The organism is Muribaculum intestinale (assembly GCF_002201515.1).
GTDB lineage: Bacteria > Bacteroidota > Bacteroidia > Bacteroidales > Muribaculaceae > Muribaculum > Muribaculum intestinale.
In genome coordinates, this window is sequence record NZ_CP021421.1 from 3,218,449 (window position 1) to 3,235,268 (window position 16,820).

14 protein-coding genes, 2 tRNA genes and 1 pseudogene are annotated in these 16,820 nt (G+C 48.9%); 8 read left to right on the plus strand and 9 right to left on the minus strand.

From position 1 onward, the window contains the following. The first annotated feature begins 212 nt into the window (after nucleotides 1-212). The 8 genes and pseudogenes from ADH68_RS13340 (at nucleotide 213) to ADH68_RS13370 (ending at nucleotide 6,101) form a co-directional block, all read left to right on the plus strand. On the plus strand, nucleotides 213-1,550 hold the full coding sequence (locus ADH68_RS13340) for a tyrosine-type recombinase/integrase (RefSeq protein WP_157755903.1): 1,338 nt from the start codon (nucleotides 213-215) through the stop codon (nucleotides 1,548-1,550). Between the two features lie 17 nt (nucleotides 1,551-1,567). Continuing rightward, nucleotides 1,568-2,500, plus strand: a complete 933-nt coding sequence (locus ADH68_RS13345; protein ID WP_068960392.1) for a hypothetical protein — start codon at nucleotides 1,568-1,570, stop codon at nucleotides 2,498-2,500. Nucleotides 2,501-2,591: 91 nt separating this feature from the next. Then, nucleotides 2,592-2,936: a helix-turn-helix transcriptional regulator gene (locus tag ADH68_RS13350; RefSeq protein ID WP_068960391.1), complete on the plus strand. Its 345-nt coding sequence runs from the start codon at nucleotides 2,592-2,594 to the stop codon at nucleotides 2,934-2,936. Next, a complete protein-coding gene (locus ADH68_RS13355) occupies nucleotides 2,933-4,030 on the plus strand; it encodes an AAA family ATPase (protein WP_084273969.1) in 1,098 nt (365 codons plus the stop codon). The genes ADH68_RS13350 and ADH68_RS13355 overlap by 4 nt, the downstream gene beginning before the upstream one ends. Nucleotides 4,031-4,112: 82 nt before the next feature. Next, nucleotides 4,113-4,247, plus strand: a pseudogene (locus tag ADH68_RS14320) (hypothetical protein); the annotation flags it as partial. Between the two features lie 147 nt (nucleotides 4,248-4,394). Next, entirely contained in the window at nucleotides 4,395-5,222 is an 828-nt protein-coding gene (locus ADH68_RS13360; protein WP_068960390.1) for a DUF6371 domain-containing protein, read from the plus strand. An 18-nt stretch (nucleotides 5,223-5,240) separates the two neighbouring features. After that, nucleotides 5,241-5,480: a hypothetical protein gene (locus ADH68_RS13365; protein ID WP_068960389.1), complete on the plus strand. Its 240-nt coding sequence runs from the start codon at nucleotides 5,241-5,243 to the stop codon at nucleotides 5,478-5,480. A 249-nt stretch (nucleotides 5,481-5,729) separates the two neighbouring features. Beyond that, nucleotides 5,730-6,101 carry a hypothetical protein gene (locus tag ADH68_RS13370; protein WP_068960388.1) on the plus strand — a complete coding sequence of 124 codons (372 nt, stop codon included), beginning with the start codon at nucleotides 5,730-5,732 and terminating at the stop codon, nucleotides 6,099-6,101. Between the two features lie 445 nt (nucleotides 6,102-6,546). On the opposite strand, the gene ADH68_RS13375 is transcribed toward ADH68_RS13370, so the two are convergent. From ADH68_RS13375 to ADH68_RS13420, 9 genes are all read right to left on the minus strand, one after another. Next, nucleotides 6,547-6,620, minus strand: a tRNA-Ile gene (locus ADH68_RS13375). A 28-nt stretch (nucleotides 6,621-6,648) separates the two neighbouring features. After that, a tRNA-Ser gene (locus ADH68_RS13380) sits at nucleotides 6,649-6,736 on the minus strand. A 421-nt stretch (nucleotides 6,737-7,157) separates the two neighbouring features. Beyond that, entirely contained in the window at nucleotides 7,158-7,664 is a 507-nt protein-coding gene (locus tag ADH68_RS13390) for an NUDIX hydrolase (protein ID WP_068960386.1), read from the minus strand. 62 nt (nucleotides 7,665-7,726) lie between these two features. After that, the gene (locus ADH68_RS13395; RefSeq protein WP_068960385.1) at nucleotides 7,727-9,823 is read right to left on the minus strand and encodes a DNA topoisomerase 3; all 2,097 of its coding nucleotides are present in this window, start codon (nucleotides 9,821-9,823) and stop codon (nucleotides 7,727-7,729) included. Then, nucleotides 9,820-10,239 carry a hypothetical protein gene (locus tag ADH68_RS13400; protein WP_068960384.1) on the minus strand — a complete coding sequence of 140 codons (420 nt, stop codon included), beginning with the start codon at nucleotides 10,237-10,239 and terminating at the stop codon, nucleotides 9,820-9,822. The genes ADH68_RS13395 and ADH68_RS13400 overlap by 4 nt, the downstream gene beginning before the upstream one ends. Beyond that, complete coding sequence (mazG, locus tag ADH68_RS13405; protein ID WP_068960383.1) at nucleotides 10,236-11,045, minus strand: nucleoside triphosphate pyrophosphohydrolase; 810 nt, start codon at nucleotides 11,043-11,045, stop codon at nucleotides 10,236-10,238. The genes ADH68_RS13400 and mazG overlap by 4 nt, the downstream gene beginning before the upstream one ends. Before the next feature lie 215 nt (nucleotides 11,046-11,260). Further along, complete coding sequence (locus ADH68_RS14235; protein WP_107033550.1) at nucleotides 11,261-12,619, minus strand: leucine-rich repeat protein; 1,359 nt, start codon at nucleotides 12,617-12,619, stop codon at nucleotides 11,261-11,263. 410 nt (nucleotides 12,620-13,029) lie between these two features. Beyond that, a complete protein-coding gene (locus ADH68_RS13415; protein ID WP_068960381.1) occupies nucleotides 13,030-14,193 on the minus strand; it encodes a sialidase family protein in 1,164 nt (387 codons plus the stop codon). An 80-nt stretch (nucleotides 14,194-14,273) separates the two neighbouring features. Then, entirely contained in the window at nucleotides 14,274-16,505 is a 2,232-nt protein-coding gene (locus ADH68_RS13420; RefSeq protein ID WP_068960380.1) for a glycoside hydrolase family 3 N-terminal domain-containing protein, read from the minus strand. Nucleotides 16,506-16,820: the final 315 nt, after the last annotated feature.

Sequence of the window (16,820 nt, forward strand, 5' to 3'; positions counted from 1 at the left end):
ATCGTGCTACAAAATTAGTAAAAACTTTTGAATTAGATAGTTGTATATGTCGATTGTTTTTGTTAATTTTGCATTGTTTCAGATTGAAAGTTCCGAATAAGTTCCGCAAAGTTCCGTGACTGATGTCTGTAACAATACTAAGTTCCAACTAATTAGATAAAGCAATGTCAAACGAAAGTTCCGTAAATTCGGCTAAACGCTTGCCAGTCGCTATGAAAGCAGACTTCGGCGGCGTGTTCCTATCTCTGATAGCCGATGTTCGTCACGCCAAATTTGAGCGTGGTGAAGATGTTCCCCTTGCTGTGCGCGTGTCATACGACAAAGATAAGAAGTATTTCCGTACTGGAATGAAGATGTCCTCATCAAAGGAATATCTATCATTTGTAAGTGCGCGTGATTCCCGACCCGACCGAAAAGAACAACTCGACTACTTCAATATGATTCTCGATGTAGTCAAGTCTATCATCTTATCAAGCAAAGGTCGATTCACGCTTGAACGCCTGCAAGAAGAAGTAGCCAAGGGATTCAAGCCAGTAGTCAATGATACATTCACCTACTGGGAGAATTTATCGGCAGGAAAGGAAAAGGTCAAGACCCGTCAGATGTACGACATGGCACTGAAAAGATTCCGTGAGTTCCGCAATGGCTCAACTATCCAGTTACCCGATGTCACTACTGACTTAATCGGCAAGTTCGACAAGTGGCTCATGAAGCAAAAATCGGGAGTCGTACGCAAGGGCGAGAAGCCGAATAAGCCGTTGTCGCTTGATACTCGCATGATGATACTTCGTGCGCTTCGTGCCGTGCTGAATCAAGCAAAGAAAGATGGCTTGATTGATGCAGTTCCAGAGTTCAAGGACTTCATGCACACTGGGAATCGTCGACGCACAAACGCTATATCAGTCGAAGATGTCCTCAAACTATGGGACTACTGGACTTCTCTTGATAGCCGTGGCAAGCAGTCCGCCAAAGGTCGTGCCGTTGGTCGATGGCTTATGCTATATTCCCTCAACGGCCTTAACGCTATCGATATGGCCAAGTTGGTATGGCAGGGCAATAGTTCCGCTGATGAGGATTATCCTCAACTTAGCTTTATTCGCTCAAAGATAGACCGGGCAAACAAGCCAGTAGGCAAGCAGCTCGATGTGACTATCATTCCGATAATACCTCAACTTCGGCAGTTGCTCAATGAATATGCCAGTCCATTCAAGGCAGGTGCGCCAGTGTTCCCCGATATATTCGGCAATGCCGTCACCGATGAAGCAAAGGTGATTCGCGTTCACGACTTCAATAGACGCATATCAAAGAATATCGCAGAAGTGTGTGACTCGCTCGATATTCAGCGCATAACACCGCAATATGCCCGCAATAGTTTCATTTCCGCGTTGGCTCATCATGGCGTGATGACTTCTTATATCGACTATGCCGTGGGGCATACAACATCGGAAGTGTCCGCGCTTCTTGCAGGCTATATCAATAATCTATCTGATGAAGCTATGCAAGCCTACAATGAGAAAATCTTCATCATTCCGCCGATTCCTCAAAACTGATAGCACCTCGACCAACTATGAAAAGAGAATTAGAATACAAATTTTTCAAAGAGTTCCAATATGACGGGGCGGCAATAATGACGCTCGACATGATGCACTTTGAATATTGTGGCATCGGCAATGGTACGGCAGGAAGAAAAGATTATCCCGATGGCGTTCTTGCTGAAATTCGAGAACGTACGGAAACGTTCAATACGTGGCCGTGGGGCGGTGTTGGTAATTGCAGTCCTCTGATGGATGAGATAGCTGATAATCTCGCCTCTCTCGCCGATGATGGCCGACAAATGTATGCCGAAGAAATGATATGTAAGATGCAGACGTGGGTATGGCTCTACTCTCTATCAAAAGAAAAATTGGATGCGGTCAGCAATACTATACAACTTCACTCTATTGAGGACTTCTTTCATACATGGAGAAGTGCGTTCCGAACATTCGCTGAAAAACTTGCGGTAATACTCGCAAAACTTGGGATAAATATCTTAGACATTCAGAACCGAAGCGGCATTACTATAATCGAGCGTCTTGATGTAAATGATTTATGGATGGACTTCAGAACTCCCCGATTAGCGGAATATCATCTATCAAGACTAAATGAGCCAAGCAATAATGGGGACAAGGGTAAAATAGGCAGGCCGAAGTCTGATGAGGAATCTTTTGTCACTCTTTTAGTGGGTGATAAAAAGGAATGCGAGAAAACTCTGCACACACTTCATCAAATAGTAGATGGCAATAAAGGTAAAATCGTCGGATGCGCGATGTTGGCTTGCTTCAAAGCAGGAAAACTTATCAATCTTCCTTCTTATAAGCAAGTAGTTGGATTATTCGGCAAGGGAATTGGGAATAAGCAAGGATTCAGCACTTACACCGATATAGGATATTACAAGGATAATTCCAAGCGAGAAGTGTTTCTCGAAAATATGATAAAAAGATTCATTACCCAACAAAAATGATAGACTTTAATAGATAATAATAGACTAATATTTTGTCTATTGTGGTGCGTTTCAGAGTGTTGTAACTTCGCGTCAGAATCAAAAAAATGATATGAAAAGAATAACAACACCTGAAAAGAATCCCAATCTCGCTGAATTGGCATTGTCAATGGCGATGAGTGGCAAGTCATGGGATGAGTTCACCGATTCAGTTGCCGATAAGGTTGCAAGCAAGCTGATGGGGATTATTCCTGACAAGAAAGAAGTCGAGCCGTGTACAACTGGAGAAAAACCCCTGCGCGGTGTACGCGCTTTATGCCGTCACTATGGGATGAGTACCGCAACGCTCAACAAAATGATGAAAGCGGATAAGATTCCGTTCCGTCAAGTTGGTAATCGCTATCTCTTCTATCCGTCAGAAGTGGATGCGGCTCTGAAAGGAGGTGCGGCAGTATGAATAAAACAAATACCCCCACTCCCGAAGAAGCAGGGGCAGCAACGTCAAGCGTTACTAAGTTCCAGTGCAAAGATAGCGAAAATCAGCGACATGAGCAAAGCAGTGAGCTTAATTCCTTGATGGCTCTCGTCAGCAATCCGACTGAACCCGAAATCGACAAGTCCTCTATCGGGATTCTATGTATCAAGGACGCAAACGAATGGTGCGAAGAAGCGGCTCAACGACCCGACCCCAAGCAGTTGTGGATGTCGCTATGGTATGAGGGCGAATGTGCGTGTCTATTTGCTGACTCCAATCTTGGCAAGTCGATTTATGCCGTTCAGATAGCCAATGAGATAGCCAAGAATGAGCCAGTTTTATACTGCGACTTCGAGCTTTCCGACAAGGCTTTTCAACTTCGCTATTCCGATGATGCGACTGGAACACTTTACAAATTCCCCGCAAACTTCAAGCGTGCCGAGATAGACCCCGAAGCTATGGGGGAAAGTGTAATGGGAGCAGACTATGAAGATATAGTCGTTCAAGACATTGAAAGCGCGGCAATCGCTCATTCCGTCAAGGTTATCATCATCGACAATCTCAGTTGGATATGCAACGCAAGCGAGAAAGGAGATGCGGCAGGGCGTCTAATGGTGAATTTGGTGCGACTCAAAAAGAAACATGGATGGTCGTTGCTGATTATCGCTCACACCCCTAAAAGACCTCTGACTTCGCCAATCGACCAAAACACACTTGCAGGGAGTAAGAAGTTGATTAACTTCTTTGATAGTGCTTTCGCTATCGGCAGGAGTGCCAAAGATGAAGCACTACGATATATCAAGCAGATAAAATGTCGTTACGGCTCATTTGAGTATGGCGCGGATAATGTCATTGTCGCTGACATATCAAAGGAGTATGGCTTCTTGAAGTTTAATCATATCGGCTACGCCAAGGAACGCGAACATCTGAAAGAAGTATCAGATAAAGATGAATCCGAAATTGATAGTCGAGTGATGGAGTTGCACCGTCAAGGCAAAAAGCAACGTGAGATAAGTCGAGAAATCGGGGTCAGTCTTGGCAAGGTCAACAAAATCATTAAATCTCATAACAAATGATAACCGATGTTCGCAATGTTCATTTTGTTCACGTGTTCAAGGCGTGAACAGATGAACAGCGTGAACAAAAAGAATTAAAATTATGGGAAGATATAATCAAGACATACAACTTGCCAAACGTGGGAAAGCGGTTTGCTCATACTGCGGCAAAAAGTCCTTTGTGAACTACATTTATTCTGATGGCGCTCCAGTCGCTGATGGCGTGTGCGGCAAGTGCGACCGAGCGGATAATTGTGGCGTTCATTATCCCCCAAGAGAATACTTCAAAGACAATCCTACATTCAAGCCTGCAAGATTCAGTCAGTTCAGACCTCAACGGAAGCGACCAGTCATAACACCCCCAAGTTATATTGATTCCTCGCTTATGCTTGATACTATGCGCGGATATGAAATGAATTCGTTTGCAAAGTTTCTGCACTCTACATTTGATGAGGTAGCAGGTGCGGATATAGTTCAAGCCAACATCGAGCGTTATGCCGTTGGCACCTCGTCAAGATATGGCGGTTCGGCTATCTTTTGGCAGGTGGACCAGTTCGGCAGAATCCGAAGCGGGCAGATAATAGGATATGATGCAACTTCGGGCAAGCGTAATCACAAGCAACAAAACTGGGTTCATTCCGTGATGCAGGAGAATTATCCCGATTATAAACTTGAACAATGCTACTTCGGCAGTCACCTCATCAATTCCGCTGATAAAGTCGTTGCAGAGATTCATCAAGAATGGGATGCTATTCCAAATATGCAGAAATGTGAAGTCGAGCCTATCATATATCTTTTTGAATCGCCCAAAGCGGCAGTCATTATGTCTATCGCTCTGATGTGGGGCGGATGTCGAATGACGGAAGTCCCGATGGCAACTTGCTCATGCGGCAACCTAAATCCAAGTTTGGATTCTCGTAAAAATCCATATAACAAGATTCAAGTCTTGAAGAATCGAAAAGTCGTGCTATTCCCCGACAACGGCAAGTTCGAGGACTGGAAAGCCAAGGGCGAGCAGCTCAAAGGATTCTGCAAGGAAGTGTGGATAAGTACGGCTATGGAGCGGAATCTTCACCCTCATGCTATCGACTGCGAGATTGAAGATGGTGATGGCTTCGACGACGTGATTCTGCGCTACGTTCAAGCAGGGAAGCCGATATGGGATTTAATCATAACTTGCTATGGTTATCACGGCCAGTGGCAAATCGTATAACTCAAAACTATCAAAGATATGTGGACTTATAAGACAATGCGCTACGACAATCGGCTTGATATTCAGTTCCGCTTCAACTTCGTTACTGGAATCATTGAAATGCGGGTCGATGACAACGTGGCAGAAGCAAACGGATACTATAACCTTGAACACCTTAAATCGGAAATCGCCAAGACTTCACCAAAACTGGAGATTCCCGAATGGATAAGGATTGACAATTGCGGTTCGCCTGCACTTGCAGCCTTGAACCTCAACTGAAAAAAACGGCTCACAATATCGGCAAGGTAACTTTTAAGGCTATCAAGTAAATGTTCCTTTCCAAAATGTACGTGATATCGCTAAAAAAGTAAACTCTTGTCGATATTGTGGTTAACAATCGAGTTAATTTAATCAATGTGAATGTCGGGTAATAATCAGCATTTTTGGTTATTATTATCAAGTGCGAGATTTTCAGCTTCTCGGATTCCGTTCCCGATACTCACTATTTCATCATAAAATTAAAACTATATGGGAAGAAAATCTAAGCAGGAAATATATTTTGAATCTCATAAAATGACAATCTACGAGTGCTTGAACAGCTATTCGGATAGTCATAAATATTTTGAGGAGGATAAGATGTTTGTCGCTTTGATGTTAAGCGGATTTTCTGCGGCTATGGCTTACAGACTAAGCTACAAAACATCTGCGACAATGCAAAGTAGCGCGGTGCTTGCCAGTAGGCGTGTCCGTGAGCCTCAGATACAAAAACTATTAGACCGAGTGATTGACTGCGCGGATGGCGGACTACTCTATATCAGCAGAAAAGGCTTCAAGGGGAAAAGGCGTTGGGAAGCATGGCGGGGAAAGCAGGTCAAAAACATTGATACCTCGCCAATCTGAAAAAAATAAAATAAAAATTTCGGGGGATGCTGACATACTAAAACCTGCGGCTTCAAAGGGGGGGGCGGGGTATGCTCTGAAAACCTCAACAAAAAATTTTTCAAGGTCACACTCGCCACAAAAATGTGGGCAGCTACTTTTACCCCCTGCACCCCTTATCAAGATGAGCCGTTGCCAGTCGTGGTGATGGCTCTTTTGCTATTGATGGCAATACTGCGTCCAAGACTGGATTCAGAAGCAGAGTTATGCGGATTATGCCGCAAAACCTCGACCAGTCCTAATGTGGATTCGATGGCAGGATTATCAACCAACGCAAATCTGCGCTCGTTGAAGTTCCCAAGAAGATGGCGAAAAGCAGGAATCGAAAATCAAAGTTCCGAATAAGTTCCGACCTATAAAAAGAAAAGCACCTACAAATGAATGTAGGTGCTTGATTTTCAATTTGTGGTCCCACTTGGGCTTGAACCAAGGACTCCCTGATTATGAGTCAGGTGCTCTAACCAACTGAGCTATAGGACCGAAACCATTATAAAAACGGTCAATAAGGCGGAGCGACCGAGATTCGAACTCGGGATACGCTTTTGGCGTATACACGCTTTCCAGGCGTGCCTCTTCAGCCACTCGAGCATCGCTCCATAGTATGCTTTCGCATTGTGAAAGCTCTCTTGCTTTCTGAATTGGACGACACCTTTCCAGCGCCCCTCTCAAATCGAATGCAAAGTTAACGGATTTTACGCTATCTGCAATGCATATTGCGTTAATAAAAGTTAACACGCCCGATGTTTTTTAATTCTCTCCTATAAACCAAAGAGATACAATCACACAGTCATTTCTTACAGGAACCACCTCCACTGCATCCAGACGAACGTCTGCCACACACTTCGGATTTTGCCGATGAACATTTATCGGCAAGTTCGCACCCACAACACTCCTTTTTCTCGGAGACTCGCTTAACATAGCGCATAATTGCATTTATTGCAAATATGACAGCCGCAATAACAATCAGCGCCACCCATACCCATTGCAGCAGGTAGGCGTCGGTCATCAATGCCATAATCAATCAAGATATTTTCTTATAATACTAAATTCCTGTTCAAAATTTGGAGTAAACACTCCGGTTCCTATCGCACATTCAATCTCGGCAAGCGGCCAAAAACGGCCTTCGCTTATCTCAACAGGATCCGGCACAATCGTCGTTTCCTCCCCGATTATAACAATAAACGGATTGATTAGTTCACGCTCACGGTCCGAACAGAATACATACGGAGGCAGAGCCGTCATCTCAAATCCGGTCAGACCAAGTTCCTCGCGGGCCTCTCTGCGGAGTGCCTCCTCCGTACTTTCGCCAAAGTCCACATGTCCGCCTACAGCCGTATCCCATTTCCCCGGCTGTATATCCTTAGTCATTGCCCTTTTCTGCAGATAAAGCGTATGTCCCGCCCCGATTACATGAAGATGCACCACAGGATGCAGCAGCATGGAACCACCGTGACATTCTCTGCGCGTAGCCTTTCCAACAACCCTTCCGTCAGGCTCAACAATCGGAAATATCTCATCGTTCATAACATAATTATTATAAGAGCATGTTTCATAACAGGCAATATATGCCACGCGCTATGCGACAGCTACTTCGCCTGCTTCTTTGAAAAATTCTTCTTCACCATGTCACGCAACCTGCCCGGAGTTGCATCCTGTGGATATTGCGCGAAATCAAGACGCAGCGTACACCCCTCTCTGAAACGGCTGCACCCATAGGCCGTGCGTCCTTTGAGCAGATGCCCCTCGCCGCATAACGGGCATGCAATCTCTTCGATACTTTTAATACGGGGAGCACGCGGCTTAGGAGGCTTGGGCGTCTCAACGCCATCAGCACCCTCGGCACTGCCACTGCTCTTGCCTCCCGGAGGAGGAGCCGAACCGGTGTCAATGCGCCGCATGGAGTTGTCGCTCAACACATTGTGTACAATCTGCACCATTAGTTCCTTAAGCTCGGCAATAAACTCAGCCGCCGAAAACTCTCCGCGCTCGATACGTCGCAACTTATTCTCCCACAGACCGGTAAGTTTGGCACTCTTGAGCAGTTCCTCATTTATGGTAGCTATTAGTTCGATTCCGGCAGGAAGAGCCGTGATACTTTTCCCCTTGCGGGCGATATAATGCCGCTTGAACAGAGTCTCGATAATGGCTGCCCGGGTCGACGGACGCCCAATGCCGTTCTCCTTCATAGCCTCACGCAAGTCCTCGTCGTCAACCGTCTTTCCGGCCGACTCCATGGCGCGCAGAAGCGTACCTTCGGTATACAGTTTCGGTGGCTGAGTCTGCTTTTTTGTGGCCGAGGGAGTATGCGGTCCCGACTCTCCGACAACAAACGGAGGCAGGATTCCATCAGCCGACTCACCGCTTGAAGCATCGCCCTGCTCCTGCGTCTTCTTGTCCTTGTCGGCAAAAAGCGCACGCCAGCCCGGACTCTCTATCACCTTTCCCGTAGCCTTGAAAGCCACATCTGCGGCATCGGCCATCACGGTTGTCTGCCGGAACTGACAGTCGGGATAAAATGCGGCAATGAAACGCATCGCGACAAGATGATACAAATCACGCTCACGCCCTACAAGAGCCGACGGCGACTGACCGGTAGGGATAATGGCATGGTGGTCCGTAACCTTTGAATTGTCAAATACCTTTTTCGATTTGGGCAGCTTCGCGGCAAGCACAGGCTCCGTCCAACGGGCATATGGAGTCATACGGCGCATGATATCAGGCACCTTCGGATATATATCGTCACTCAGATAAGTGGTGTCGACACGCGGATACGTAGTCACCTTCTTCTCATAAAGCGACTGAATGGTCTTGAGAGTATCGTCGGCCGTCCACCCCCACTTGCGGTTACACTCCACCTGGAGCGAAGTAAGATCAAACAATCGCGGAGGCGCCTCGCGTCCCTTTTTGTCGGCAACGTCGCGTATCACCAGCGGCACGGCAGAGATACGCCCTACCACAGCCTGAGCCTCGTCCTCCGTCTTGAACCGTCCATCGACTGCACTGAATGTTGCGTCGCGATACACCGTCTTGAGCTCCCAGTAATCCTGAGGAGTGAAATTATCAATCTCATTCTGCCGCTGCACTATAAGCGCCAGCGTCGGGGTCTGCACACGCCCTATAGACAGTACATTGCCGGGCGACGAGTATTTGAGCGAATAAAGACGCGTGCCGTTCATGCCGAGAATCCAGTCGCCTATGGCACGCGACAGGCCGGCATGATACAGACGGTCATAATCCCGCTGGGGCTTCAAATCCCGGAATCCCTCCCGTATCGACTCATCGGTAAGCGAACTGATCCACAGACGCCTCACCGGACACCTGGTCTCGGCGAGCTGCATCACCCAGCGCTGTATCAGTTCACCCTCCTGGCCGGCATCACCACAGTTGATTACCTCGTCGGCCTCCGCGATAAGCGAGCGTATGACGTTGAACTGACGTTCGATGCCGGCATCGGGTATCAGTTTTATGCCAAACCGCTGAGGCAGCATCGGCAACGCACCGAGCGACCACCGCTTCCACAGGTCGGTATAATCGGCAGGCTCCTTAAGCGTACAGAGATGTCCGAATGTCCACGTAACCCTATAGCCGGCGCCCTCGTAATATCCGTCACGCTTCACATCAGCCCCCAGTATGGCGGCGATATCCTTGGCTACCGACGGTTTCTCGGTAATACACACTTTCATGGCCGGTCAATGCGCATCGTGTCGACTCCTCGCGGGGTATTTATCGTAATCACTCCATCCCTTACCGGAGCCATTGCTTCAAAGTCGATTTCTACAGCAATCACACCATCCTCCTCCCACTGAAACCAGCGACTGAAGTCAACGCCGTCGATATCGACAGCCTCATGCGCGTTGCTGCCCGCAGTCAGCGTCATAGCATCGATGCGCTGCGACGTATGGGGCGTGCCTATAAGTTTGCCGTACACACGGGTAAGGTCCTGACGATAGTCGATGCTGTCGACCACCAGAGTTATATGCTGCGATGCAGTGGTTCTGTACCGGCGTTCCACATGGGCCTGAGCCACGAGCACGGCCACAAACAGCGCCACCACACATCCTATAAATATGCCTACACGGCGTTTACCGGAATTGCTCATTTTACATCCTCTTGCCGTTTTACTTCAAGTGATTTAGCCTCGTTCCAAAGAGCGTCCATCTCATCAAGCGACATGTCGCGCAGCGAACGTCCCTTCTCCGTAGCCCCCTTCTCGACATAGCCGAAGCGGGATATAAACTTTTGGTTGGTACGTTCAAGAGCGTTTTCCGGATTGATGCCATACTTGCGGGCGGCGTTGATTATGCTGAACAGCACATCGCCAAGCTCCGATTCCATCCGCTCGCGGTCTCCGGCCAAGGCCTCGGCCTCAAACTCCGCCACCTCTTCCTTCACCTTGTCCCACACATCGGCATTATCATGCCAGTCAAACCCCACATTGGCGGCTTTCTCCTGTATGCGGTAAGCCTTTATAAGCGCAGGCAGCGACGAAGGCACGCCGGCAAGCACCGTCCGGTTGCCACCCTTCTCCTTCAGCTTTATCTCCTCCCAGCGCTGCTCCACAGCATGCGAGTCGGCCGCCTTGGCCTCACCGAACACATGGGGATGACGGAAAATCAGCTTGTTGTTGAGCGACGTGGCCACATCTCCGATGTCAAACACCCCCTTCTCCTCCCCTATCTTGGCATAGAAAAGTATATGGAGAAGGACATCGCCAAGCTCCTTGCAGATATTGGCGTTGTCCTCATTGAGCAGAGCCTCGCATAGCTCATATGTTTCTTCAATTGTATTCGGGCGCAGCGACTGATTGGTCTGCTTGCGGTCCCACGGACACTCGACACGCAGACGTTCGAGAGTGTCTATAACCCGGCCGATAGCCTCGATTTTTTCCTGACGTGAGTGACTCATCTTTTGCAAGAGATTTCAATGACAGTGAGAATCAGATACTTTCCGGCATACCGGCAATTACACCTTGTCCGGCTGCCACGACAGCCATCCGGCCATCGCAACAGCAAAGTTAATCATAATTGCCGACATTCCCAACTGCCATCTCAACATCGCGTCACACAGCCCGCACTCCCGCAGCCACTCCGACGCCCCGGCACGAGGCAGGCCCACAGGGCCTACCTCGCCAGCTCCTTCCTCACGCTGCCGTCGGAATACCTTACGACCACCACTCCACGGTATTCACCATCGACAGGTCGCCCATTGATATCATAACGGCCGGTCTCTACGGCCTGTATGTCCGACGACACATTGTCAATACCGCTCGCCTCAAGATCCGACAGCGTATATATCTGCGTAAAGTTCTTCCAGCCGGGAGCCGATCTATATGCATCCACCGAGCCGTCGGGCACATACAGCGGTATACGAGAAGAAAACTCCGGGTGACAAAGTATCGGCTCGGTCCGCAAAGGCTCGTCCGTCAGTTCGCCGGTATCTTCATCACGCTTGTATTCCATGACAATTGCCGGAGGCTCAGGATTTTTAGACACCAGACGTTCAAGGCACACTTCTGCCTGATAAGACACATCCTTAGTATACTCTCGGACAAAACGGCCGGAACTTATGTAATAAGGCGGAAATAAACAAACAGTAGCACCCTCATAATCAAGAGTCTTTAGCACTTCCAATGCAGGGCCGAAAGCTAATTCACCTACCTCCTTCACCGACTCGGGAACAACTATCTCTTTGGCCGACATGGCATACATAGCCTTTACTCCGATATGAGTCAACGATTTGGCCTGCGACATGTCCACATCAAAATCTCCGCAGCAAAACGCCATATCTCCTATATATTCCACTTTTTCAGTCACAATGAGCGGAGTCTCAATATCAACCACCCCCACACAGGCCGAGTCGGCGATATGCTTCAGACTCAACGGTAATACCACCGACTCAAATCCCCAAAAAAGCCTATATTTGACATTCTTTATTTCTTCGTACCTTTTTTCCTTGCTAGAGTTATCATAAAAAGAATTACCATAAGATTTATCCACACTCAAAACATTTGAGTAATCGGAATCATAATAAAATCTATACCAATATTCCATTTCCTCATATGGTCTCGGCTCTATTCTGTACAGCGACAGTACATCAAAATTTTTTTTCTCAAGCATTAACGTAGGCGTATGCATATGACACGGACCATCACTTACCAATGGTATTGATTCCCATGGCTTCTCATTCTCATCAAATGGAACGATACTTATAGTTGACGGTATCTCAAGCACCGGTACCGAATGTGATAGTCCCAAAAAATTGTAGGGAGTCGCATTCCAAGTGTCATAATAAAGGTTCTGTATTTTTACCTGAAGCCCTCCAGACTCTTCCCACATAGCACATGTATATGGATAGTAGTAAGGCTCATGCGTACCCTTCCAATAAGCCATCTTGCGTCCTTCACTTCTCCATTGATAAGCATCGCAGACACCTATACCGGATATGATACATATAACTAACAGTAATCTTCTCATACTCATAATATATTAAATTAATTGATTGCCACACGACACGTGGGCATCATTGCGCAATATGATTTCGGTATTATCCGGAAGCTCGATATTGTCATTAAGCGTTTCATCGCTCTGAAACAAATACCGATTGCTACCAACATAATTAATTGACATTGATATAGGGCGCATGACATCCATAAGCAATCATTTTAAATATTATTAGCAATAATCGCAAATATAGCGGTAATTTTATATAAAATCAGCACTATTGCCAAAAGCATTTAATATTTAACCTTAATTAACCCACCGGACAGCAAAAGCGCCCGATGCCTTGTGGCAACGGACGCTTTTTGCAGATTATCAGTCGATTTGGCGGCTAACTGTAATTTACGCGCCGCCGGAGACTGAATGTATGGTTATATATCACGTCTGCGACACTATTTCTTGTCGCCGGCGAGAATCACTTCGATAGGCATGCGTGTATACCATATGTCGTAGCTGTAGTGGCCGTTGGCGCTCTCTTCAGTGAGGATGCCGATACTGCCGTCGGGCAGAATTGTCATCGACGAGTAAGCCGACGGAATGGTTACCACGGTCTTCTTCACAGGCCATGTCTTGCCGCCATCCTTGCTCACATAGATAGCCACATTGTTGCGGCCGTTGGGGTCGCCGGGAAGCGACTGCAGCAGCAGGTCGTGGCCGTCGCGGTTGTAGCGGATGATGTCGCCGTTGCATCGCGGATCGGGCAGACCCTCCATAGGCACAGGGTCGCTCCAGGTCTCGCCGCGGTCGTGAGAATACGAGAACTTGCGGAGCGAGCCGAAACGGTTCCGTATGCTCATTATCAGCGACCCGTCGGCAAGCTGCACTATCTTCGACTCGTCACCGTCGGCAGTGGCCGGATTCTTCGACACCATCCATGTCTTGCCGCAGTCGTCGGAATAGATAGCATACACCTTGAAGCACGGATTCTCCTTCTCGCGCACTACAAGCGGAAACATTATGCGCCCGTTGTCGAGCTGAGTGGCACGTCCCGACGAGGCAAAGGCGCTTGTGCATTTTATCGGCTGCTTGCCCGAAGGGTCGGTGGTAAGTATCTGAGGATTGATGTCGAGTATTGGCCCCCAGGTCAGTCCGTTGTCCTTACTGCGGGCAACGCTGATATGCGCCGGACTCTCCTGCCACAGGCCGTTGCCATGGCTGAATATCGCAAGGATATCGCCCGATTTCTGATCCACCACAAGAGCGGGGTCACCACATCCGCCTATCTCATCGTGAGCGGCCACTGTGACATATTCGCTCCATGTGCGGCCGCCGTCGGTACTGCGGCGCGACACCACATCGATTTTGGCCGGAAGGTCGCCGTTGTGCTCTATACGCTTGTCTGCCACTGTGACGAGCGAACCGTCTTTTGCGGTGACTATCGCCGGGATACGGTAGAATTTCGAACCATAGTCGCCGGGGCGGTATACAAGCGCGCGCTCTACCCCGTCGGCCCACTCCGCGGTATGCACCTGTTGGGCGGAAATTCCCATACTGCCGAACATCAACATCGAAAACGCCGAAACACGGATTGCATACTTCATGGATGATTTAATCATGTCGTTTAAGGTATTACAGTTAGTATAATTTTCATAATTTCCACAAAGATAATACATTTTAATCAATTATACCTAATAAATCAGAGCATAATGGCTGTCTGGAGGCGGATATCAGCCGACGACGACCCGACAAACACATCATACAGACCCGCCGGAACAGTCACAAAACCGCCCGTCGTTTCATCACAGTAGCGCAACGACGATTTTGGCACCGCTATCGCCACGCGCTCCCTTTTTCCGCGGGCCACACTCACGCGCCTGAATCCCTTGAGTTCCTTTAACGGAGCTATCGCACAGCCATACTCCGGCAAGCGCATGTATACCTGCGCCACCTCATCGCCGTCATAACGCCCGGTATTGCTGAGGTCGAATGACACAAGCACTATATTACGGTTCACCTTGTAGAGCTCACGCAGAAACTCGCGCTGGTCGTCGGGCAGAGATATATCATAGCGGTCCTGCCCTTCACGCTCAATCGACTTGTTGATACCCATCACCGCGACAACCACATCGCTCTTACGAGCCACATCACCGGCCTCGCCAAACATATCAAGACGCGTCGACGCCGGAGCGCTCGGCACCCTCCACTGAAGGCGTGCTATGGCATAGTCGCGGTTGTCCCAATACTCGGCACGCAGATTATAGTCACGTCCCGCCTCCAGATACACCGACGCAGAGTCGGTACGCACGGCATGTCCTCCCCACGAATCCACGAGCAGCTTGTCGTCGATATACAGTCGTGCACCGTCATCGCTGGTAAATGTCATCACATACTCGCCGCTTACCGGCGGACGGAGTTTTCCGGTCCAGCGCACCGACACCGGATTGCCCGGCAGAAACGGGTCAGGTGCCTGATTGGCAGGCTCATAGTTGACCCACTTTTCATGGCGCACCCTTGGCGTGCCCTCAAGATTCATATTGGAGAAATACTCGGCCTTGACACCCTCCGGAAACGAACGCTCGTCAATAATCTCCAGGCCATCCTTGGCTGATTTCCACGGAGCATGCAGCACCCTCACGTCTTTGCCGGCCCGGTCACGTATACCCTGAAGCACCGACACAGGCGCCACGACAGGCATGCCGCTGTAATCGCCGAACTCGGCTTTGTCGGCATTGATTCCCACCACGCCAATCGTCTTTATCCTCTTTGAATCGAGTGGCAATGTAGACCCCGAGTTCTTCAACAGCACTATCGACTGGCGTGCCGCCTCAAGCGCGATACGCTGATGCTCGGCCGAGCCTATCACCGACGCCGGTATCCGGGCATACGGATTGTCCTTCCCGGAGTCGAATATGCCGAGACGCATGCGGGCTCTGAGCACACGGGTAGCCGCAGTGTCAATATCGGCGTCTGTCACCATCCCCAGCCTATAGGCGCGGAGCAACGGCTCGTCGTATACCTCGTCACCACACTCAAGATCAAGCCCGGCCTTCAGACAGAGCGCGCCGGCAGTCTCCAGAGTCTTGCAGTATTTATGCGCATTGCGCACGGCAGCGACTCCGCCACAGTCGCTCACTACATAACCGTCAAATCCCCAGTCATCGCGCAACACCTTGGTCAGCAGCCACGGATTGGCCGCGCATGGCACATCGAACACGGCATTATACGCGGCCATGACTGAGGCCGCCTTCCCCTCGGTCACACACTGCTCGAACGCCGGAAGATAATACTCCCTGAGTTGCTTCTCCGTGAGTTGCGGGAGGCACGAAAAACGGTTATGCTCCTCGTTGTTGGCCGCGAAATGCTTTGGAGTGGACACAATCTTCAGATAACGGGGATTATCGCCTTGCAATCCCCTGACAAACGCCGCCCCCATAGCTCCGCTCAGCACCGGGTCCTCACCGTAAGTCTCGGGAGTGCGCCCCCAGCGGGGATCGCGAGCCATATTTACTGTGGGCGACCAGAATGTAAGCAGGTCGGTAAATTGCTCGGTCTGCTTCCTCCCCTGGTCGAGCTCGTTCCAGCGTGCGCGCGCCTCGTCCGATATCGCAGTCGCCACGCTATATATTAAATCGGTATTCCATGTAGCCGCCAGCCCTACGGCCTGCGGGAAAACCGTAAAACGTCCGGGGCGTACCACACCGTGGAGCGCCTCGTTGCCATGATAATATTTATCAATACCAAGTCGGGGTATCGCCGGAGAGGTAGCTCTCAGCAATCCCACTTTTTCTTCCGTTGTAAGCCGTCCGATAAGGTCAGCCACCCTTGCGTCAACAGGTGCGCTCTCATCCTGATAAAGAGCCTGAGCGCCTGCCGCAACAGAGACAGCCAGCACTGCAGTGCCGACCGCCAGTCGAATCAGTCCGTTCATAATCGTTTCGAATAAAAATGTATTTCACTATTAAACAAGGCAATACCCGTATTATCGGATACCATAGGCAGATATTTGACATACCCAATTACAAAGATATAACTTTTTTATGGAAATTTTTTACGAAAATTTTTCGCCAACAGTTTTGCAAATACAAAAATAATCCATACATTTGCAATGTATTTTTACACAAGGAATTTACAACACACCATTTATCATCTAAAATTAATCTGATAATTATGACACACCACCGATTCCCACCCCCACATCCTTAGCTACAGGCAATCATGTGCGCCTCATTATTGGCATATTTCA

Bases quoted from the DNA above. Each gene is read 5' to 3' on its own strand.
- ADH68_RS13340 (WP_157755903.1), top strand. From the start codon at position 213: ATGAAAGCAGACTTCGGCGGCGTGTTCCTATCTCTGATAGCCGATGTT.
- ADH68_RS13345 (WP_068960392.1), top strand. From the start codon at position 1,568: ATGAAAAGAGAATTAGAATACAAATTTTTCAAAGAGTTCCAATATGAC.
- ADH68_RS13350 (WP_068960391.1), top strand. From the start codon at position 2,592: ATGAAAAGAATAACAACACCTGAAAAGAATCCCAATCTCGCTGAATTG.
- ADH68_RS13355 (WP_084273969.1), top strand. From the start codon at position 2,933: ATGAATAAAACAAATACCCCCACTCCCGAAGAAGCAGGGGCAGCAACG.
- ADH68_RS13360 (WP_068960390.1), top strand. From the start codon at position 4,395: ATGCTTGATACTATGCGCGGATATGAAATGAATTCGTTTGCAAAGTTT.
- ADH68_RS13365 (WP_068960389.1), top strand. From the start codon at position 5,241: ATGTGGACTTATAAGACAATGCGCTACGACAATCGGCTTGATATTCAG.
- ADH68_RS13370 (WP_068960388.1), top strand. From the start codon at position 5,730: ATGGGAAGAAAATCTAAGCAGGAAATATATTTTGAATCTCATAAAATG.
- ADH68_RS13390 (WP_068960386.1), bottom strand. From the start codon at position 7,664: ATGAACGATGAGATATTTCCGATTGTTGAGCCTGACGGAAGGGTTGTT.
- ADH68_RS13395 (WP_068960385.1), bottom strand. From the start codon at position 9,823: ATGAAAGTGTGTATTACCGAGAAACCGTCGGTAGCCAAGGATATCGCC.
- ADH68_RS13400 (WP_068960384.1), bottom strand. From the start codon at position 10,239: ATGAGCAATTCCGGTAAACGCCGTGTAGGCATATTTATAGGATGTGTG.
- mazG (WP_068960383.1), bottom strand. From the start codon at position 11,045: ATGAGTCACTCACGTCAGGAAAAAATCGAGGCTATCGGCCGGGTTATA.
- ADH68_RS14235 (WP_107033550.1), bottom strand. From the start codon at position 12,619: ATGAGTATGAGAAGATTACTGTTAGTTATATGTATCATATCCGGTATA.
- ADH68_RS13415 (WP_068960381.1), bottom strand. From the start codon at position 14,193: ATGATTAAATCATCCATGAAGTATGCAATCCGTGTTTCGGCGTTTTCG.
- ADH68_RS13420 (WP_068960380.1), bottom strand. From the start codon at position 16,505: ATGAACGGACTGATTCGACTGGCGGTCGGCACTGCAGTGCTGGCTGTC.